Origin of the sequence: Corynebacterium halotolerans YIM 70093 = DSM 44683 (assembly GCF_000341345.1) — a bacterium.
In the GTDB taxonomy this organism is placed as follows: Bacteria; Actinomycetota; Actinomycetes; order Mycobacteriales; family Mycobacteriaceae; genus Corynebacterium; species Corynebacterium halotolerans.
On the sequence record NC_020302.1, the window covers coordinates 2,787,405 to 2,806,492 of the forward strand.

At 69.2% G+C, this 19,088-nt stretch carries 16 protein-coding genes; 5 read left to right on the plus strand and 11 right to left on the minus strand.

Annotation, left to right across the window (positions count from 1 at the left end; translation table 11 throughout):
• Positions 1-5: 5 nt before the first annotated feature.
• The 4 genes from A605_RS12810 to clpB all read right to left on the minus strand — a co-directional run bounded on the left by A605_RS12810 (position 6) and on the right by clpB (position 4,650).
• Positions 6-1,187, minus strand: coding sequence for a glucose-1-phosphate adenylyltransferase family protein (locus A605_RS12810; protein ID WP_015401933.1), 1,182 nt, complete (start codon positions 1,185-1,187; stop codon positions 6-8).
• Between the two features lie 32 nt (positions 1,188-1,219).
• Positions 1,220-1,594 carry a hypothetical protein gene (locus A605_RS12815; protein ID WP_034990900.1) on the minus strand — a complete coding sequence of 125 codons (375 nt, stop codon included), beginning with the start codon at positions 1,592-1,594 and terminating at the stop codon, positions 1,220-1,222.
• Positions 1,595-1,631: 37 nt separating this feature from the next.
• The gene (locus A605_RS12820) at positions 1,632-1,868 is read right to left on the minus strand and encodes a DUF5808 domain-containing protein (protein WP_015401935.1); all 237 of its coding nucleotides are present in this window, start codon (positions 1,866-1,868) and stop codon (positions 1,632-1,634) included.
• Between the two features lie 220 nt (positions 1,869-2,088).
• Positions 2,089-4,650, minus strand: coding sequence for an ATP-dependent chaperone ClpB (gene clpB / locus A605_RS12825; RefSeq protein WP_015401936.1), 2,562 nt, complete (start codon positions 4,648-4,650; stop codon positions 2,089-2,091).
• A 495-nt stretch (positions 4,651-5,145) separates the two neighbouring features.
• Between clpB and A605_RS12830 the strand changes: the two genes are divergently transcribed.
• The gene (locus A605_RS12830; RefSeq protein WP_015401937.1) at positions 5,146-7,983 is read left to right on the plus strand and encodes an FAD-binding and (Fe-S)-binding domain-containing protein; all 2,838 of its coding nucleotides are present in this window, start codon (positions 5,146-5,148) and stop codon (positions 7,981-7,983) included.
• A 98-nt stretch (positions 7,984-8,081) separates the two neighbouring features.
• On the opposite strand, the gene A605_RS12835 is transcribed toward A605_RS12830, so the two are convergent.
• A complete protein-coding gene (locus tag A605_RS12835) occupies positions 8,082-9,476 on the minus strand; it encodes a sodium/glutamate symporter (RefSeq protein ID WP_015401938.1) in 1,395 nt (464 codons plus the stop codon).
• A gap of 166 nt (positions 9,477-9,642) precedes the next feature.
• Between A605_RS12835 and A605_RS12840 the strand changes: the two genes are divergently transcribed.
• Positions 9,643-10,815: an NAD(P)-binding domain-containing protein gene (locus A605_RS12840; RefSeq protein WP_015401939.1), complete on the plus strand. Its 1,173-nt coding sequence runs from the start codon at positions 9,643-9,645 to the stop codon at positions 10,813-10,815.
• Positions 10,816-10,838: 23 nt separating this feature from the next.
• Positions 10,839-11,906 (plus strand): LLM class flavin-dependent oxidoreductase, encoded by a 1,068-nt coding sequence (locus A605_RS12845; RefSeq protein ID WP_015401940.1) that lies wholly within the window; start codon positions 10,839-10,841, stop codon positions 11,904-11,906.
• Between the two features lie 134 nt (positions 11,907-12,040).
• On the opposite strand, the gene A605_RS16060 is transcribed toward A605_RS12845, so the two are convergent.
• The 5 genes from A605_RS16060 to A605_RS12870 all read right to left on the minus strand — a co-directional run bounded on the left by A605_RS16060 (position 12,041) and on the right by A605_RS12870 (position 15,436).
• Positions 12,041-12,226 carry a hypothetical protein gene (locus A605_RS16060; protein WP_015401941.1) on the minus strand — a complete coding sequence of 62 codons (186 nt, stop codon included), beginning with the start codon at positions 12,224-12,226 and terminating at the stop codon, positions 12,041-12,043.
• A 96-nt stretch (positions 12,227-12,322) separates the two neighbouring features.
• A complete protein-coding gene (locus A605_RS12855; RefSeq protein WP_015401942.1) occupies positions 12,323-13,288 on the minus strand; it encodes an ABC transporter substrate-binding protein in 966 nt (321 codons plus the stop codon).
• Positions 13,285-13,959 carry an ABC transporter permease gene (locus tag A605_RS12860; RefSeq protein WP_027004394.1) on the minus strand — a complete coding sequence of 225 codons (675 nt, stop codon included), beginning with the start codon at positions 13,957-13,959 and terminating at the stop codon, positions 13,285-13,287. Before A605_RS12860 ends, A605_RS12855 begins: the two co-directional genes overlap by 4 nt.
• On the minus strand, positions 13,956-14,633 hold the full coding sequence (locus A605_RS12865; RefSeq protein WP_015401944.1) for an ABC transporter permease: 678 nt from the start codon (positions 14,631-14,633) through the stop codon (positions 13,956-13,958). The genes A605_RS12860 and A605_RS12865 overlap by 4 nt, the downstream gene beginning before the upstream one ends.
• A complete protein-coding gene (locus A605_RS12870) occupies positions 14,630-15,436 on the minus strand; it encodes an ABC transporter ATP-binding protein (RefSeq protein ID WP_015401945.1) in 807 nt (268 codons plus the stop codon). Before A605_RS12870 ends, A605_RS12865 begins: the two co-directional genes overlap by 4 nt.
• Before the next feature lie 130 nt (positions 15,437-15,566).
• On the opposite strand from A605_RS12870, the gene A605_RS12875 reads away from it, so the two are divergent.
• A complete protein-coding gene (locus A605_RS12875; protein WP_015401946.1) occupies positions 15,567-16,763 on the plus strand; it encodes an FAD-binding oxidoreductase in 1,197 nt (398 codons plus the stop codon).
• A 75-nt stretch (positions 16,764-16,838) separates the two neighbouring features.
• On the opposite strand, the gene A605_RS12880 is transcribed toward A605_RS12875, so the two are convergent.
• On the minus strand, positions 16,839-17,546 hold the full coding sequence (locus tag A605_RS12880) for a M23 family metallopeptidase (protein WP_015401947.1): 708 nt from the start codon (positions 17,544-17,546) through the stop codon (positions 16,839-16,841).
• Positions 17,547-18,168: 622 nt separating this feature from the next.
• Here A605_RS12880 and A605_RS12885 point away from each other — a divergent pair.
• Positions 18,169-19,077, plus strand: coding sequence for an IS982 family transposase (locus A605_RS12885; RefSeq protein ID WP_042440207.1), 909 nt, complete (start codon positions 18,169-18,171; stop codon positions 19,075-19,077).
• Positions 19,078-19,088 lie beyond the last annotated feature (11 nt).

The following is a 19,088-nucleotide window of genomic DNA, read 5'->3' on the forward strand; positions in this document are numbered from 1 at the left end:
CCAGTCTACGGGGTCAGTGCGTCACCCTGATCGGTGGAGGCCTCATCGACGATGACGGTGATGTCGCCGGGGCCGGGGTCCTTCTTCCCGACATGTTCGGCGGGGATGGTCACCCCGTGGTCCGCGATGACCGATTCCAGGTGCGCACCCGCCGGCACCACCACATCCCCCGTGAGCACGGACCGGGACACCGTCGCTCCCCGCTCCACGGTGACGCCGGGGCCGATGAGACTGTGGTCGACCGAACCGGCGATGCGGGCACCGGGGCACACCATGCTGGTGGTGATGGTGGCGCCGGCGTCGATATGCGCCGGGGAGCTGACCATCAGGTTGGTCAGCAGCGGCCAGTCGGGGCGGTCGAGCTGGATACCGGTACCGTCGATGAGTTCCATGTGGGCCTGAAAATAGGCGTCGATGGTGCCCAGGTCACGCCAGTAGCCGTCCATCCGGTACTCGTGGGCGCGGCCCTGTCCCACCAGGTGGGGGACGATGGTCTCGCCGTAGTCGCCCAGGGTGGTGCCGTCCGAATCCGGTTCCGCCTCAAGGAGTTCGGTGATCGCCCGCTGGAGGGCGTCCACCTGGTAGACGAAGACTTCGGTGGCGACGATGTTGCCGGAAGGGTCGGAGGGCTTGTAGTCGTAACCGGTCACGGTCCCCTGCTCGTCTGAGCTCACCACTCCGTAGCGGGAGGGGTCCTCGCTTATTTCGGTGGTGACGATCGTCAGCTCGCTGCCGCGCTCGCGGTGCCGGGCCAGCACCGGACGCATGTCGAGTTGATAGAGGTGGTCCGCGCTGAGCACCACGACGGTGTCCGCGCCGAACTCGGTCAGCGCATCCAGCTGCTGATAGAGCGCATGGCCGTTACCCTCGGAGAATCCGTCCTGGTCATCGTCGTCACGCTCCGCCGGCGGCATGATCCGCAGGCCGTGACGCGTGCCGTCCATGTCCCACGGCCGGCCGCCCGCCAGGTGCCGGTTGAGCAGACCTGGACGGTACTGCTCGACGATCCACACATCGCGCAGATCTGAGTGCGCCAGGTTCGACAGTGTGACGTCGATGAGCCGGTAGGACCCGGCCAATGGCACCGCGGGCTTCGGACGAGCGTCGGTCAGCGGGGACAACCTGCTGCCGCGCCCACCGGCCAGAATCAGCGCGACCACCGTGGACGGGGAGGACGTGTCGGTCATGCCTCCATGGTACGGCGATTTCGGCTACGCGATCAGCGGGCGGGCTCGCCGTTCCAGGTGTTGGAGAAGTGTTTGATCACGGCCAGGGCCGTGTTCGTCGGATAGTCCTGGCCCATGAGCCCGTTGACCGCCTTGACCGAGCGCATCAGCGCTTCGGCGATCGGCGGCGCCATAGCCGGGAACTTCCACAGATCCATGACCACAAGGCTGATCTCCTGGTTGCTCACCCGGTCCGGGACCGAGCCGAGCACGCGCACCAGGTGGTGGGTGATCAGCGGCCGGGTCACGGAATGCGGCGGCAGCCCGGTCAGGGGGTCAGGTGTGCACCTGCACCACGTGACGCCGAAATCGGGCATGGTCCACACCCAGTCGACCATCGGGTCCTGCCGGGACGAGGTATCGCTCATAAACCGTAGGCTAACGCATCAGCCGAAATCCGCGTCCTCAGGTGAGCGCCGTCAACAACACATAGGCCAGACCTGCTGCGACAAGGATCGCCGCGGCCCGGCCGGGCCAGCGGGCGTAGTTGAAGTCGACGCCGCTTCCATAACGCATGGGGACCATGAGATCCGGGTCTTCCGGGTGATGGTAGAAAACGCGCAGGAAGTAGTTGTTCCGGTTCTTCTTCGGGTCCCGGTCAGGGGAATCGGGGGCTCCGGGTGGATCGCTGTTATCGGTCATCCGTTGCCATGTGGTTCTCCGGTTCCGCTCGACTCAAATGCCCGGCCTCCGGAACACATTGTGCCTGTCGTCGGGACGCCCTGCATGGAGCAGGACGGGTGGTCTAAGGGCCGGCCACCTTCCCGGCGATCCGATCCCGGCAATCCCATCCCGCCCAGACACGCCGACACCCGCCACCCCACCCGGAAAGGATGGCGTGACGGGTGTGCAACCAGGCCGCCTACCTCGGCGCCGAGACGTCGAGGCTCTGGCCGCCGTCGGCGACGTCGACATGGACGGTGTCACCGTCGCGCACGTCACCGGCCAACAGTTCCTTGGCCAGGCGGTCGCCGATGGCCTGCTGGATCAGGCGGCGCAGCGGGCGGGCACCGTACGCCGGATCGTAGCCGCGCTCGGCCAGCCACAGCTTCGCGGCGTCCGAGACCTGGAGCGTGAGTCGGCGGGCGGACAGCCGCTTGGCCAGCTGGCCGATCTGGATGTCGACGATGCTGGTCAGCTGGTCCTCGGACAGCGGGTCGAAGACCACGACGTCGTCGAGCCGGTTGATGAACTCCGGCTTGAAGGCGTGCTTGACGGCGTCCATGATCTGCTCACGGGTGCCGCCGGCGCCGAGGTTCGAGGTCAGGATGATCACCGTGTTGCGGAAGTCCACGGTACGGCCCTGACCGTCGGTCAGCCGGCCCTCGTCGAGGACCTGCAGCAGCACGTCGAAGACGTCCGGGTGGGCCTTCTCGACCTCGTCGAAGAGCACCAGGGTGTACGGGCGGCGGCGCACGGCCTCGGTCAGCTGACCGCCGGTGTCGTAGCCGACGTACCCCGGAGGGGCACCGACGAGACGGGCGACGGAGTGTTTCTCGCCGTACTCGGACATGTCGACGCGGACCATGGCGCGCTCGTCGTCGAAGAGGAAGTCCGCGACGGCCTTGGCCAGCTCGGTCTTGCCGACGCCCGTCGGCCCCAGGAAGAGGAAGGAACCAGTCGGGCGATCCGGGTCGGCCACGCCGGCCCGGGAGCGGCGGACGGCGTCGGAGACGGCCTGGACGGCCTCGTGCTGGCCGACGACACGCTTGGCGATGACCCGCTCCATGGCCAGGAGCTTCTCGGTTTCGCCGGCGAGCATCTTGCCGGCCGGGATGCCGGTCCACGCGGAGACGACCTCGGCGATGGTGTCCGGGGTGACCTCCTCGGTCAGCATGGCGTTGTTGCCGCCGTCCTGCACCTCAACCTCGGCCTCCTCGACCTGCTTCTCCAGCTCGGGGATGCGACCGTAACGCAGCTCGGCGACCTTGCCGTAGTCGCCGTCACGCTCGGCGATCTCCGACTCGGAGCGCAGCTTCTCCAGCTGTTCCTTGGCCTCGCGCACCCTGTCGATCGCGGACTTCTCGTTGGTCCAGCGGGCCTTGAGCTCACCGAGCCTCTCTCGCTCGTCGGCCAGTTCCTGGCGCAGCTTCTCCAGCCGCTCCCGCGAGGCCACGTCGGTCTCGTTCTGCAGGGCGACCTCCTCGATCTCGAGGCGGCGGACGATGCGCTCAAGCTCGTCAATCTCCTCCGGAGAGGAGTCGATCTCCATGCGCAGGCGGGAGGCGGCCTCGTCGACCAGGTCGATGGCCTTGTCCGGCAGGAAGCGGCTGGTGATGTAGCGGTCCGAGAGCGTGGACGCGGCGACCAGGGCGGAGTCCTGGATCCGCACACCGTGGTGGACCTCGTAGCGCTCCTTCAGGCCGCGCAGGATGCCGACGGTGTCCTCGACCGACGGCTCACCGACGTAGACCTGCTGGAAGCGGCGCTCCAGGGCGGCGTCCTTCTCGATGTACTTGCGGTACTCGTTGAGCGTGGTCGCACCGACCAGGCGCAGCTCACCCCGGGCGAGCAGCGGCTTGATCATGTTGCCGGCGTCCATGGCGGACTCGCCCGTCGCGCCGGCGCCGACGACGGTGTGCAGCTCGTCGATGAAGGTGACGATCTGACCGTTGGAGTTCTTGATCTCGTCGAGGACGGCCTTCAGCCGCTCCTCGAACTCACCGCGGTACTTCGCGCCGGCGACCATCGACCCCAGATCCAGGGAGATCAGGGTCTTGCCGCGCAGCGACTCCGGCACGTCCCCGGCGACGATGCGCCGGGCCAGGCCCTCCACGATGGCGGTCTTGCCCACGCCCGGCTCACCGATGAGCACCGGGTTGTTCTTGGTGCGGCGGGACAGCACCTGGACCACCCGGCGGATCTCGGCGTCGCGGCCGATGACCGGGTCGATCTTGCCCTCGCGGGCCCGGGCGGTCAGGTCGGTGGAGTACTTCTCCAGGGCCTGGAACTGGCCCTCCGGATCCTGGCTGGTCACCTTGGCGGAGCCCCGCACCGACGGGAAGGTGCCCTTGATGGCGTCGTAGGTGGCGCCGCGCTTCTTCAGCAGATCAGCGGCATCGGAGGAGCCGCGGGCGATGCCGGCCAGCAGCACCTCGGTGGAGACGTACTCGTCGCCGAGCTCGCCGGCCAGTTCCTGGGCGGCGGTCAGCGCATTGAGGGCGTCGCGGTTGAAGTTCGGGTTCGCCAGGTTGGCACCCTCGGCCCTGGGGTAGGAGTCGACCAGTTCCCGGGCCTCCTTGAGGACCGTCTCCGGGTCGACGCCGGTGGCCTTGAGTACCGGGGCGGCGATGCCGTCGGTCTGGTCGAGGATGGCGGCGAGAAGATGCGCCGGACGGATGTCCGGGTTGCCGTTGCTCGAGGCCTGCTGCAGGGCGTCCTGCAGGGCCTCCTGAGTCTTGGTGGTGGGGTTGAACGAGCTCAAGGCACATTCCTTTCTCTAAATCCCTGTTCGTCACTCACTACAACGCACAAAGAGTTGAGTCTGTTCCACTCAAGCCGAAAAAAGTTTGAGTCCGACGCGCTCAAGTTTAGGTGAGGACGGCACGGGGCGCATCAGGCCCGCGCACCAGGCCCGGGCAATGGCGGACAATGGTGGACATGGACGCCGCGGAGCCGCCACGCGGGAACTACGCGGAGATCACGCCCGACCACCACAGGGGCACACGACACCGGATCGCCGTGGAGGGGCCCGGCGCGAGCAACCGGCGCCCCGGTGATGTTCGCGCGCGACGGCCAGACAGGGGCGGACGTCGGCAAGAAGATCGGTACAGTGACATCCCCGCGGCACCATTGAGTGACCCAAGGCACATTTTTTCGCCGATTCCGCAGTTTTCCGCGGGATTTTCTGGCTACATGGGTACAAGGGAACGCCCACGCCTCCCCCCATCAGACGTCCAGCCAGCCGTTAAGGGAGCACATGTCCACGTTGACCGCCCGCCAGGACCCGCCCACCAGCACCGTCGCCGCGGCCGTCGCGGAACCCGGGAGGTACCGGACCTCCCTGCTCGACCGCGTCGCCTACGCCGGCAACGCCTCCCACTACCTCCGCACGCCCCAGGCGGTCATCATCGCCGCCGACGCCGCCGAGGTCGCCGCCGTCTTCCGCGCGGCGCGGGCGTCCGGCACACCGGTCACTCTCCGGTCCGGCGGCACCAGCCTGGCCGGCCAGGCCACCACCGACGGCCTGCTGATCGATGTGCGCCGCAACTTCCGGAATATCGAGGTCCTCGACGGTGGCCGACGTGTCCGGGTCCAGCCCGGACTGACCGTCCGCCAGGTCAACGCCCATCTCGCCGCCCACGGCCACAAGCTGGGCCCGGATCCCGCGAGCGAGGCCGCCGCCACCATCGGCGGGGTGATCAACAACAATTCCAGTGGCATGGCCTGCGGCACCGAGTTCAACACCTACCGGACCCTGGAGTCCATGACCTTCGTGCTCCCCTCCGGCACGTTGATCGACACCGCGGCCCCGGACGCCGAGGAAGCGCTCCGGGCGCAGGAACCCGAACTGGTGGACACCCTGCTCCGGCTGCAGCTCCGGGTGCGCGACAACGCCGAGTCCGTCGCGATCATCGAACGCCACTTCGCCCTGAAGAACACCATGGGCTACGGTCTGAACTCCTTCCTCGACCACGACTCGCCGCTCGACCTGCTCACCCACCTGATCATCGGTTCGGAGGGGACCCTGGCGTTCGTCGCCGAAGCGGTCTTCCGCACCGTGCGGATCAGCCCCCTGGCCACCACCGCCCTGGCGGTGTTCCCGGATCTCGACGCCGCCACCCGCGTCCTGCCCGACCTGGTCGGCACCGGGGTCGCCACCCTGGAGCTGATGGACGCCACCTCCCTGCGGGTGGGCCAGTCCCTGCCCGGCGCGCCGTCCGCGATCATGGGTTTCAAGGTCGGGCAGGAGGCCGCCCTGCTCGTCGAGTACCACGCCGACGAGCAGGAGGAGCTCGAGCACCTCGAACGCTCGGGCACCGAGGTGCTCGCCGGCACCCGCCTGCACGCGGCCGCCCCCTTCTCCCCCGACGCGGTCGCCCGCAACGCCGCCTGGAACTTCCGCAAGGGGCTCTACGCCAGTGTGGCCGGTGCCCGGCCGAGTGGGACGACCTCCCTGCTCGAGGACATCGCGGTGCCCGTGCCGGCCATCGCGGCGACCTGCGAGGCCCTGCAGGAGCTGTTCTCCCGGAACGGCTACCGCGACGGGGTGATCTTCGGCCACGCCAAGGACGGCAATATCCACTACATGCTCACGGACCGCTTCGACACCGATGACTCGCTCCACCGCTTCCACGAGTTCCACGAGCAGACGGCCGACCTGGTGCTCTCGGCCGGCGGAAACCTGAAGGCGGAGCACGGCACCGGCCACGCCATGGCCCCCTTCGTCCGCCGCCAGTACGGCGACGAACTCTACGAGGTCATGCAGGAGCTCAAGCGCGCCTGCGATCCCGACACCATGCTCAACCCCGGCGTCATCCTCAACGACGACCCGCAGGCGCATCTGCGCGACCTCAAGGTGCCGGAACCCGTCGAGGAGGAGATCAACCGGTGCACCGAGTGCGGCTACTGCGAGCCGGTCTGCCCGAGCCGCGACCTCACCCTCACCCCGCGCCAGCGCATCGTCGTCCGTCGCGCCCAGGCCGCCGCGCAGGCCCGCGGCGATCACGCCACCGCCGAGGAGTTGTCCCGCGAGTACGACTACCCCGGGGAGCAGACCTGCGCCGTCGACGGCATGTGCCAGACGGCGTGCCCCGTGCAGATCAACACCGGCGACTTCATCAAGCGGCGGCGCCGGGAACACCACGGCCCGGTCAGCTCCACCGCCTGGACGGCCGCCGCGAAGACCTGGGGTCCGGTCACCCGCGCCGGCTCCACGGCGCTGAGCACGGCGTCACGGCTGCCCACCCCGGTGGTGCGCACCGCCACCGACCTCGGCCGGGCGGTGCTCGGCGAGGACACCGTCCCCCGCTACTCCGGTGACCTGCCCGCCGGGGGCGCGGCGCGGAAGAAGCTGGGCGGGATCGTCGGGGATCCCACCGCCGAGGTCAGCGGCGTCTTCCTGCCCTCCTGCGTCAACAGCATGTTCGGCGCGGAAGGCGACGGTGCCGGGGCGGGGACGGGAGCCACGCAGGCCTTCATCCGCCTGCTCGAGCGCGCCGGGCTGGCGCTGCGTGTGCCGGGGAACATCGAGTCGCTGTGCTGCGGCACGCCCTGGTCGTCCAAGGGCCAGGCGGCGGGGCAGGAACTCATGGCGGACCGGGTGCGCGCCAGCGTGCGCGAGGTCAGCGGCAACGGCCGGCTGCCGGTGGTCAGCGACGCCGCCAGCTGCACCGAGGGCTTCGCCGCCGCGCTCGAGAAGGAGGGGGTGGAGGTCGTCGACGCCGTGGACTTCGCCGTCGAGCACCTCCTCCCGGCCCTGGAGGTCACCGCCCCGGTCGAATCCCTGACCCTGCATCCGACCTGTTCCTCCCGGCGGATCGGCCTCGACGCCCAGCTGGGTGCCCTCGGCGCGGCGGTCGCGGAAACCGTCCACGTGCCCGTGAACTGGGGCTGCTGCGCCTTCGCGGGCGACCGCGGCATGCTCCACCCCGAACTGACCGCCTCGGCCACCGCCCCCGAGGCCGCGGAGGTCGGGAGGCTGGACGCGGCGGCGCACGCCTCCTGCAACCGCACCTGCGAGATCGGCATGACCCGGGCGACCGGACGGCCCTACTCCCACATCCTCGAGCTGTTGGAGCAGGCCACCCGCCCGTGAGGCCGCGTGGACACCGTGAGGTGCGGGCGGGCGTCCGAAAGCGAAACGTCCACGCGAACCCACATCGACGGTGACGGCCCGGTGCCGGTGAGCCCTGGCTACTGCGCCGAGGAACCGGCCCCGGCGTTGGCCCCGGAGCCGGAACCCGGGCTCGCGCCGGAGCCCGTTTTCTCCCCCTTGCCCGGCAGCCAGCCCAGGAATACCGCCAGGCCGAGGGCGACGAGCGCGATGAGCAGCGAGGCCCAGCCGAGGCCCGCCGTGAAACCGGCGAGCACGGCGATGGGTGCGATGATGGTCATGCCGATCTCGAAGGGGGCGAAGCCGACGTAGGCCACGCCGTACTCATTGAGGGTGCCCGACTTGAGCTTCGGGTCGACGATCTTGAGCAGCGCGATGCCGGTGGCCACGGCGGCGGTCGCCCAACCCCAACCGAAGATGCCGCGCTCGAGCCACTTCTCACCGAAGAACAGTGGTGACATGACGAAGAAGAAGATGAGGCAGAAGATGACGCCGAGGACGAACAGGAGGAGCAGCGGCTGCCAGTACTCGGCGACGACCGCGGGAGCAATGGACGCGATGCCGAAGGCGATCAGGTAGTCGGTGGAGGCGCCGGAGATGGAGCTGACCGTGTCCTTGTCCAGGTAGTCGGGCTTCTTCACCACGTGGAAGAACACGCGGCCGAGCAGGCCGATGACAAAGGACATGGCGAACAGCGGGATGGAGATGTTCGGGAACAGGTCGTTGACGAACCCGTTGATGAAGTAGGCGATCATGACGGTGAGCACGATGACGCCGAGGTGCAGCGCCAGCGGCTCGATCGCCGAGGGGTTGGTGGTGGCCCGGCCGATGGACGGGCGCTGGTCCAGCTCATCGATGTACCCGGAGCGCAGATCCCACGGCAGCTTCCCGGGCATCTGTGAGGTGCGGCCGGTGCGCACACCCCAGGTGGTGAAGATGATGCCGCCGACGATCGCGGCGAGCGTGCCGACGGTCGCGGAGGTGAAACCGAGCGAGCTGGCCGCGGCGGCGCCCGCTCCCTCCAGGGCGCCGCCGACGGCCGCGGCGGTGCCGAAGCCGCCGACGAAGCCGACGGGCAGCATCATGCCGAACCAGTTCTCGGTGCCGAAGAGCGGGGCGAACAGGAAGACGCCCAACAGGATGAAGATGCCCCACTGCGCCATGAACATGCCGGTGGAGTACGACCACATGGTCTTCGCGCCGGTGCGCACCGAGGGGGTCAGATCCATGCCGTACGCCATGGCGGCGAAGACCACGGCGATCAGCAGAGAGGTGTAGGTGCCGATGTGCTCCGAGAAGCCGATCAGATCGAGCACCTGCGGCCCAAGCACCATGCCGAGCAGGCCGGCGGTGATGGGCGCCGGCATGAGCAGGCTCTGGAAGATGCGCACATTGCGGCGGAGAAAATTGCCCACGACCATGAGCAGCGAGATCCAGCCGACATCGATCAACAAACTGTACGGGGTGTACTCCACGCTCCCACGTCCTTTCCACAGAAATCGACCCGTCCCGGGCGGGACGGGCACAGGGCAACCAGCGACAGATCGCCTTCACTGTATCCCAGGCCACAGCCGCGCCCCTCATCGAAAGCCGGAACACAATTACGTTGACACATCACTATCTTTTGGTAAGGTTAGTGGCATGTCCACCACTGATCTCCGAGCCATCATCATCGGCGCAGGCCAAGCGGGCCTGGCGGCCGCCCACGAGCTGAGCCGGCGCGGCCTGAACCCGGGTTCGGATTTCCTGGTCCTCGACGCCAACCCCGGCCCCGGCGGCGCCTGGCGCCACCGGTGGGACTCCCTGACGCTCGGCCAGGCCCACGGCATCGCGGACCTGCCCGGGCTGCCCATGGAGCACCCGGACCCCACCACACCCTCCTCGATTCTCGTGGCCGAGTACTACGGAGCCTATGAGGACACCTTCGACCTGCAGGTCCTGCGACCGGCCAAGGTGCTCCGCGTCGAGCCGACCGACCCGGACGACGACCGCTCCCCGCTGCGGGTGAGCACGCAACAGCACGGTGACTTCACCGCCGGGATCGTCCTCAACGCCACCGGCACCTGGGACAACCCGTACATCCCCTATATCCCAGGCATCGAGAAGTTCACCGGCCACCAGCTGCACACGAAGGACTACGTCCGCCGCGAGGACTTCGCGGGCAAGAAGACCCTGGTCGTCGGCGGCGGGCTGTCGGCGGTGCAGTTCCTCCTCGAACTCGAGGACGTCACCGAGACCGTCTGGGCCACCCGCCGCCCGCCGAATTTCACGGAGCGTGAGTTCGACTCCGGCTGGGGCCTGGCCGTCGAGAAGGCCGTGCGCGAGCGCACCCACCACGGGCTGGCCCCCGCCTCAGTGGTGCGCACCACCGGCATCCCGCAGCTGCCCGAGTACCTCGCCGGCGTGGAGCGCGGCGTGCTGGTCTCCCGCGGCATGTTCAATTCGATCGGACCGCGCGGCGTGCGTTTCGGAGAACCGGCCAGCCACGACGCCGAGGGACTCGGGCCGTCGGTAAGCGGCCGGCTGCAGGTCCCGGCCTCCTGGGACCCGCTGCCGGCCGGCCACGAGCTCGACGTCGACGTCATCTTCTGGAACACCGGCTTCCGCGCCGCCCTGCGCCACCTCGCGCCGATGAAACTGCGCGGTCCGCGCGGCATCGAGCTGGTCGACGAGGTTACCCCGGCCGCCGACCCGCGCGTGCTGCTCGTCGGCTACGGCTCGACCGCCTCGACGGTCGGCGCGACCCGGGCCGGACGCCTGGCAGGTCGACTGGCCCACCGGCGCCTGCGCGAAAAGACCCCCGTGCACATCTGACGAACAAACCTAGGATTGAGAACATGAAAGCCTTCGGATTCCTGAGCTTCGGCCACTACGCCATCGGTAACCAGGCGGGCCCCGGCGCCCGCGAGGTCCTCCAGCAGGCCCTCGAGCTGGGCAAGGCCGCCGACGAGATCGGCGTCAACGGCGCCTACTTCCGCGTCCACCACTTCGCCCCGCAGGGCGCGTCCCCCATGCCGCTGCTCGGCGCGATCGCCGGCTCCACGAAGCACATCGAGGTCGGCACCGGCGTGATCGACATGCGCTACGAGAACCCCCTCTACCTGGCGGAGGAGGCCGCCGCCCTCGACCTGCTCTCCGACGGCCGAGTCGCCCTCGGCGTCTCCCGGGGATCACCGGAGCCGGCCGAGCGCGGCTGGGAGTCCTTCGGCTACGCCGCGGAGGCCCCCAACGGCGCGGACATGGCGCGCAACAAGTTCGAGACCTTCCTGGCCGCCATCGACGGCTACGGCGTGGCCAAGGCCGCCCCGGAGGATCAGCAGTACCCGCGGATGTACCGCGGCGGCACCCCGCTGCCGGTCTTCCCGCACTCACCGCAGCTGCGCCGGAACATCTGGTGGGGCGCCGGCTCCCACTCCACCGCCGAGCAGGCCGCGCGTGACGGCGTGAACCTCATGAGCTCCACCCTGGTCTCCGAGGCCGACGGGAGTTCGTTGGGTGAGATGCAGTTCGAGCAGATCCGGCGTTACCGCGCCGCCTGGAAGGAGGCCGGCCACGACTGGACCCCGCGGGTGTCCGTCTCCCGTTCGGTCTTCCCGATCGTCAGCGAGCGTGACCGGCAGCTGTTCGGCCTGCAGGGCAACTCGCAGGACCAGATCGGCTCCCTCGGCGAGGGCTCCCCGGTGACCTTCGGCCGCTCCTACGCCGCCGAACCGGACAAGCTCATCGAGCAGCTCAGGGCCGATCCGGCCGTTATGGCCGCCGACACCCTGATGCTGACTGTCCCCAACCAGATGGGTGTGGACGTCAACCTGTCCATCCTGTCCAATTTCGCCGAGCACGTGGCCCCGGCACTCGGCTGGCTCCCGGCCTCCGAGGGCCGCGTCGAGGGCTACCCGATCGACTGACCTTCCGCGTCGTGGACGCCCGCCCCTTCTGGATTCGGGGGCGGGCGTTTGTGCGTGGCGGGGCGGTGAAAATGGGCGGGTTTCGGTGAACGTGGGCGGGTTTGAACATGCCCCAAAATACTGATGAAGGGGACTCACGAACCGGAGCCCGACACCAGAGCCCCGCCGGAGCTGCCGTCCTCCACGAAAGGCGGGGGCTCGCGCTCACTCCGCCGCCCGGCGCGCCCGCTTCCGGCGGTCACGGGCAGCCGGTCGGAGTTGATGCCGTAGGGAGTGCACGTGATCGGTGTGATCTTGTCGCGGTCCGCCTCATGGGTCACCGCCGAATAATCCGCGGGCGCCACGTGCCGTCCGGTCCCCAGTGGCGCAACAGGACGGTCATCGGCTTCCCGCAGCTGCCCTCCGGCAGCGGGGAATCATTGCTGCTCGTCGACGAAGTCGCGGGCGATCACGGTGGGCTCGGCCTTCTCCTCGCCGATATTGCGCAGGTTCATCTCCACCAGCGCATCGGTGGTCAGCGAGTCGTTGACGCCGTTGATGACGTCGCGGGCCTCCGGCGGCACGGCGTCGGCCTGCATGAGCGGCAGCACATTCTGCGGGAGGATCAGCTGCTCCGGATCCTCCAGGGTCACCAGGTCGACCTCGTTGCCGTCCGCGTCGAGCAGCGGCGAGGTGGTGTAGATGTTGCCCACCTCGGCGGTGCCCTCCGTCAGCGCGGCGATGGTCAGGGGACCGCCGCCGTCGGAGATCGGGACCAGGGTGATCTTGTCGGCGCCCACGCCGTAGACCTCGGTCAGGCCCTGCGGGCCGTAGGGGCGCTCGGCCAGCTCGGGGTTGCCGGCGATGCGGACCTGCTCCAGGTTGTTCAGGTCCCCGAGGGTCTCCAGCTGGTGCTCCTCGGCCAGCTCCCGGGTCACCCGGTAGGAGTCCTTGGACTCGCCCTCGGCGTACTCACCGGCGGCCAGCCCCTCGGGCAGCGCCTGCTGGAGGGTCTCGTACACCTCCTCCGCGTCGGCGCCGGTCCCGATCTCCTGTCCACCGGCGTCGGTGAGGAGGAACTGGGTGAGGTTGCCGAGGTACTCGGGCACCAGGTCGACGCTGCCCTCCTCCAGCGCCCGCAGGTAGACCTCGCGGGAGCCGATGCCGGAGTTGACCTCGACGTCGAAACCGGCGTCCTCCAGCGCCGCCGCCCACACCTGGCCGATGATCTCGGACTCGGGGAAGTTCGCGGTGCCGATGACGATGGTGTCGTCGCCGCCCGCCGCGGTGGTCCCGGCGTCGTCGCCCGCCAGGGGGTCCTCCGACGAGCAGGCGGTCAGGGTCAGACCGAACAGCACACCGGCGGCGACGGTGACGGTGGCGTGACGGGGACGGATTCTCATGCGGGACTCCCTTGGGGCTTGAGCGTGCGTTGCAGGCCCGCGAGGACGAGATCCACGATCAGCGCGAGCGCGGTCACCAGCAGGGCGCCCGCCAGCATCTGCGGGTAGTCCCGTAGCGCCAGCCCGTCGATGAGATAACGGCCCAGGCCTGACAGCCCAATGTAGGCCACGACGGTGGTCGTCGCCAGCACCTGCACCACGCACGAGCGCAGCCCTCCGACCATGGTGGAGGCGGCCAGGGGCAGCTCCACCCCGGTGAGGATCTGCCGTTCGCTGTAACCGGTCGCCCGGGCGGCCTCGGTCACCGCCCGCGGCACGGCGACCATGCCCGAAACCGTGCCGGCCAGCAGCGGGGGCACCGCCAGAATGACCAGCACGACCGTCGCCGGCACCAGGGGCATACGCACCCCGATGCTCATCTCGATGGTCAGCCAGGTCAGCAGGCCCAGCGACGGCAGCGCGCGCAGCGCCCCCGCGGCGGCGACCACGCTGTCAGCGGCACGGCGGGTGTGGCCGACCCACAGGCCGAGCGGGACGGCGATGAGGCAGGCCACGGCCACCGCCAGGCCGGTGTACATCAGGTGCTCGAGGGTGCGTTGGGTGATTCCCCCGGCCCCGTCCCAGTTGGCGGGGTCGGCCAGGAAGGCGAACGCCTGGGAGAGCTGGTTCATCGCACCCTCCCGGTCGCCCGCGTCCGCATCCGTGTCCGCGTCCTCGTCCACGGCATCGTCAGCCGGCCGACCGCCACCAGGACGGCGTCGAAGATCACGGCCAGCACCACGGTGCCCAGCAGGCCCGCGATGATCTCGGTGGGAAAGGAGCGCTGGAAGCCCTCCGTGAACAGGGTGCCCAGGGAGGAGACCCCGATCAGCGCGCCGACGGAGACCAGGCTGATCGTCGAGGCGGAGACCACCCGGATCCCGGACAGCAGGACCGGGCCCGCCAGGGGCAGGTCGACGGTGAGCACCCGCCGCCAGGCCGGGTACCCCATCGCCACCGCCGCCTGGCGGACCTCACCGGGCACGGTGTCGAAGGCGTCCGCGGCGGTGCGCACCTGCAGCGCCAGACCGTAGAGGGTCATGGCCACCACCACGTTGAACGGGGACAGGATTGAGGTGCCCAGGGCCAGGGGCATGACCACGAACAGCGCCAGCGAGGGGATGACGTAGAGCAGGCCGGTGGCCACCACCAGCACCTCCCGGGCCGGGCGGTACCGGTGGGCGCACCAGCCGACGGGCAGGGCCAGCAGGAAGGACGCGACGACCGCCGGCCACGACAGGTTCACGTGCGCCCACGCCAGCTCGAGGACACGCTCGTGGTTGGTCCATATCCACTCCCACCTCATTCGAGCACTCCCCGCACCCGACCGCCGCGGTCGACGACGAGGCGTCGTCCGCCGCGCTCGGTGACCTGCAGCAGGCGCGCCTCCGCGCCGGTGAACTCGCGGACCCGGCCGTTGGCCGGCGCGGTGACGAACTCCTCCGCCGTGCCCACCTGCTCGATGCGGCCCTCCATGCCCAGCAGGACGATCTCGTCGCCGAGCAGGAACGCCTCGTCGATGTCGTGGGTGATCATGAGAATCGTCTTGGCCAGGCGTTCCTGCAGGCCCATGACCTCCTCCTGCAGACCCCGGCGCACCACCGGATCCACCGCGGCGAAGGGCTCGTCCATGAGCAGAATGTCCGGGTCGGCCACCAGCCCGCGGGCCACGCCCACCCGCTGGGCCTGACCGCCGGAGAGCTCCGCGGGGTACCGGCCGCCCAGATCGGGGTCGAGACCGACGAGCCGCAGCATCTCGCCGGCGCGCTCGCGGGCGTCCCGCCGACCCACCCCGTGGAGGCGGGCGACGGAGGCGATGTTGTCGACGACCGTGCGGTGCGGCAGCAGCCCCGAGTGCTGCATGACGTAGCCGATGGACCGGCGCAGCGCGACCGGGTTGCCGTCCGTGACGTCCTCGCCGCGGACCAGCACGCGGCCCGCATCGGGTTCCACCATCCGGTTGACCATGCGCAGCAGGGTGGTTTTGCCGCAGCCCGACGGCCCCACGAACACGGTGGTGGATCCGGGCGCCACCCGGTGACTGAAGCCGGTGACGGCGGGGCGGGCCGACCCCGGATAGGTCTTGGTGACACCCTCGAACTCGATCATGCGTATCCCTTCCCCGTGGTCGGTACCCGTGCCGGGTCAGCCCAGTTTAAACGCACCATTGGGCACCGGGGCGGACGCGGTTCGGGTGTCGACTGTGGTCACCGTGGCGACAGCGGGCACAATGGGGGCCATGCCCTCGTCACCCCTGTCCGCCGTCGGCGGAGTTCTGCGCGCCCGGTCCGGGGAGTTCCGCGACGAGGTCCACCGGCGGTTCTACCTCGACGTCCTCGAGGCCCGCCAGGTCTTCCCCCTGACGCTGCGCGAGACCCACGTGGACCTGGCGTCCTCCCTGGCCTGGGTGCTGGAACGCACCTCATCCGACGGCACCCTGCCCGACGATGTCCTCGCCCGCATCCGCCGGCTCGGCGTCGACCACCGCCGCCACGGCTTCCCCGCCGAGGTCTACCCCGCATTCCTCACCGCCCTGCGCGGCGGACTGCGGACCGTGACGGCGGAGCACGGCGGCGTCGACGACCCGCTTGTCGACGCCGCCGGGGACGTCTTCGCCCGCGTCTGCGGGGCCATGGCCGACGCCGCCCGGGAGGCGGACATGGCGGGCGAGCTGCCGGCGTCCTCCGCGGAGGTCGTCAGCGTGGAACGCCGCTCACGCCGGGTGTCCGTGATCCGGCTCGAGTCCGGCCTGCCCGTCCCCTACCGCGCCGGCCAGCACCTGCCGGTGACCGCCTCCTACCTGCCGGGGGTCTGGCGCACGCTCTCCCCCGCACTGCCCTCGGACGAGCACGGCCAGCTCGAGTTCCACGTGCGCGCCCACGACACCGGCTCGGCCTCCCACCTGCTGGCCACCACCCGCCCCGGCGACTACTGGACGCTGGGTGCCCCGCGGGGCGGGCTGCGCGTCCGCGGCGACCGCGGCATCGTGATGATCGCCCACTCCACCGGCCTGGCCCCGCTGCGGGCCATTCTGTTCGAGCTGCTCACCGCGGAGAACCCCCCGAGCGTGCACCTGTTCTTCGGGGCCGAGTACCCCGGCGAGCTCTACGACCTGATGAGCCTGTGGCAGCTGTCGAAGGCGCTGTCCTGGTTGACGGTGGTGCCGGTCGTCGAGCACGCCGAGGACGCCTGGTGGGTCCGGTCGACCGTGCCACCGCAGGCCCTCCAGCGGCTGGCACCGCGGGTGCGCCGGGAGATCGGCGAGGTGGTCACCGACGCCGGGCCCTGGCCCCACTACGAGATGCTGGTGGCCGGGGAGGCCGACCGGGTGCGCGGCACGGTCGACACCCTGCTCGCCGGCGGCATCACGGCGGAGAATATCCAGGCCGAGGCGTGGGAGCGTACCGAGGAGTGGCCGGCGAAGGGCCCGCGGTAAGCCGCGTCGACCGGCCGGCGGAAAGAGGTGAGGACCCGGTCACCTGATGGCGACCGGGTCCTCTTCCGGGGACTGCTAGATGTAGATCCCGCGCTCGGCGAACCACGGGACGGGATCCACGGCGCCGTTGCCGGTGGGGTGGATCTCGAAGTGGAGGTGCGAGCCGGTGGAGAAGCCCTCGCTGCCCATGCCCGCGATGTACTGGCCGGCGCTGACGCGCTCACCGACACCGACGGCCAGGGTCGACATGTGGCCGTAGACCGACATGGAACCGTCGTCGTGCTTGATGCGGATCCACTGGCCGTAGCCGGAGGCCGGGCCGGAGTTGATGACGGTGCCGTCCATGACGGCCAGAATCGGGGTGCCGATCGGGGCCGCGATGTCGATGCCGGCGTGGAAGGCGCCCCAGCGGGGGCCGTAGCCGGAGGTGAAGGTGCCCTGGGCCGGCTTGACCACGGAGGGCGCGCGGGCGGCCAGATCGGCCTGGGCGCGCCCGGCGCTGTACTCCACGGCCTTGGTCAGCTGGTCCTGGATGTTGCTGACCGGCTTGTACTCGGAGAGCGCCAGGATCTGCGGGGCGCTCTCGGCCAGGGAGGACGACATCTGGGTGGCGTCGTTGACCAGCTCGTAATCGACGGCCGCCACCTCGGAGGAGGCGGGGGTCTCGGTCTGGGTGAGGGTCGCCGCGGTGGCTCCTCCGATGCCCGCGGTGGAGACCGCTCCGCCGGCGACGGCCGCGAGGGCGATGCGACGCCTGGTCGTCCGCTGAGCCTTGCTAAGCATAAATCTTCTCTCTTCGTGGGGTTATCTGCCTACCGTCACAATTTGTGTTGCATTTGCAACGATGTCGTGACCGTTCCGTTATCTGATGGAGGGTAACAATAACGTCTCGGTTTTCCGGGGGCAAATTCCCACCGCACACGGGATTTCCGGCATTCACAGACGGCCTGCACCCGTTCCCCGATGACAACCCCGTGTTATCTGACCGTCACGAACTGCCGGGGAGCCCATCGCCCGCGGCAGTACCACCTTGCCTGGTGCCTTGCCTGTTTCCGGCGACCCTGACGACACGAATAACTCTCCGCGGGCCCACCCCACCGCCCCGGGTGCGGCAGCACATCTTTCCCGCGCCAGCTGACCGGCGATTCCACGACGCAGAGAAGACGGGCGCCTCACGCAACCACGGGCCGACCGCTGGATTCGGACCACGACCGGCGACAGCTACGCGGCATCCCAGACGACAACGTCCTCCGGCCGTCCGTTATTCCCCAGGGCGCGCCCGCCCTGAACGTGTTCACGCCGGTGCACAGCTCCCCCTGCACCGCACCCGGCGCGGAATGCTAGATGATTGATTCCAGGGGAGTCGCTACCCAAAAATAAAGCGAGAGTGTTCAAGATCGAAGTTGTGGACAACAATCTCAACACTCTCGCAACCGCACTCTACGTCACCGCCGACGACTTCATCAACACCCATCCCGAGCTCGCGCCACAGCGACCAGCCACCGGAATCCAACCACGGATCAGCGACGCGGAACTCATCGTCCTGGGCATCATCGAAACCCTGCTCGGATTCACCTCCGAACGCCGCTTCATCCGCTTCGCCCGCACACGACTGGCCAGCGTATTTCCCTATATCCCCCAGCAGCCCGGCTACAACAAACGCCAACGCAACCTCACCGAACTCATGCAGCACATCATGACCCACCTGGCCACCTGTACCGGGCTGCTCAACGATGACGTCTGGGTCGTGGACTCCACCCCGGTCGAATGTGGCCGCTCCCGGGAAACGGTGAAACGATCGAACATGGCCGGGTTCGCCGAGTACGGCTACTGCGCGTCGCACTCCCGCTTTTTCTGGGGACTACGGCTGCATCTGGTCTCCACCCTGCACGGTCTGCCGGTCGGCTACGCGCTCACCGGGGCGAAGGCCGATGAACGCGCCACCCTGCTGTCCATGCTGGATGCGGCACCGGTGCCCGTGCCGGCCGGCCAGATCATCATGGCGGACAAGGGCTACAACGGCACCTGGTTGGAAGAAGAACTCAACAATGGTGGTGTCGAACTCATCCGGCCGGCCCGGAAAGGGGAAACATCCAGGCCCGGCAAGCACTTTCTGAAACCTCTGCGGCAACGGATCGAGTCGGTGTTTGACACGTTGAAAGGCCAGTTGGGCCTGGAGCAGCACGGAGGCCGGACCATCTCCGGGGTGCTCAGCCGGATGGTGCGGCGGTTGCTGGCGTTGAGCGCGGTGATCTGGCACAACCACACCACCGGCCAGCCGGTCCTAAGATCATTGACCGCGTACGACCACTAAACCCCCGGAAT

What these genes read in the sequence shown, in the direction of transcription:
- A605_RS12830 (WP_015401937.1), top strand. Translation starts at nt 5,146, where the DNA reads ATGTCCACGTTGACCGCCCGCCAGGACCCGCCCACCAGCACCGTCGCC.
- A605_RS12860 (WP_027004394.1), bottom strand. Translation starts at nt 13,959, where the DNA reads ATGAACCAGCTCTCCCAGGCGTTCGCCTTCCTGGCCGACCCCGCCAAC.
- A605_RS12845 (WP_015401940.1), top strand. Translation starts at nt 10,839, where the DNA reads ATGAAAGCCTTCGGATTCCTGAGCTTCGGCCACTACGCCATCGGTAAC.
- A605_RS12855 (WP_015401942.1), bottom strand. Translation starts at nt 13,288, where the DNA reads ATGAGAATCCGTCCCCGTCACGCCACCGTCACCGTCGCCGCCGGTGTG.
- A605_RS12815 (WP_034990900.1), bottom strand. Translation starts at nt 1,594, where the DNA reads ATGAGCGATACCTCGTCCCGGCAGGACCCGATGGTCGACTGGGTGTGG.
- A605_RS12875 (WP_015401946.1), top strand. Translation starts at nt 15,567, where the DNA reads ATGCCCTCGTCACCCCTGTCCGCCGTCGGCGGAGTTCTGCGCGCCCGG.
- A605_RS12880 (WP_015401947.1), bottom strand. Translation starts at nt 17,546, where the DNA reads ATGCTTAGCAAGGCTCAGCGGACGACCAGGCGTCGCATCGCCCTCGCG.
- A605_RS12810 (WP_015401933.1), bottom strand. Translation starts at nt 1,187, where the DNA reads ATGACCGACACGTCCTCCCCGTCCACGGTGGTCGCGCTGATTCTGGCC.
- A605_RS12840 (WP_015401939.1), top strand. Translation starts at nt 9,643, where the DNA reads ATGTCCACCACTGATCTCCGAGCCATCATCATCGGCGCAGGCCAAGCG.
- A605_RS12865 (WP_015401944.1), bottom strand. Translation starts at nt 14,633, where the DNA reads ATGAGGTGGGAGTGGATATGGACCAACCACGAGCGTGTCCTCGAGCTG.
- A605_RS12820 (WP_015401935.1), bottom strand. Translation starts at nt 1,868, where the DNA reads ATGACCGATAACAGCGATCCACCCGGAGCCCCCGATTCCCCTGACCGG.
- A605_RS12870 (WP_015401945.1), bottom strand. Translation starts at nt 15,436, where the DNA reads ATGATCGAGTTCGAGGGTGTCACCAAGACCTATCCGGGGTCGGCCCGC.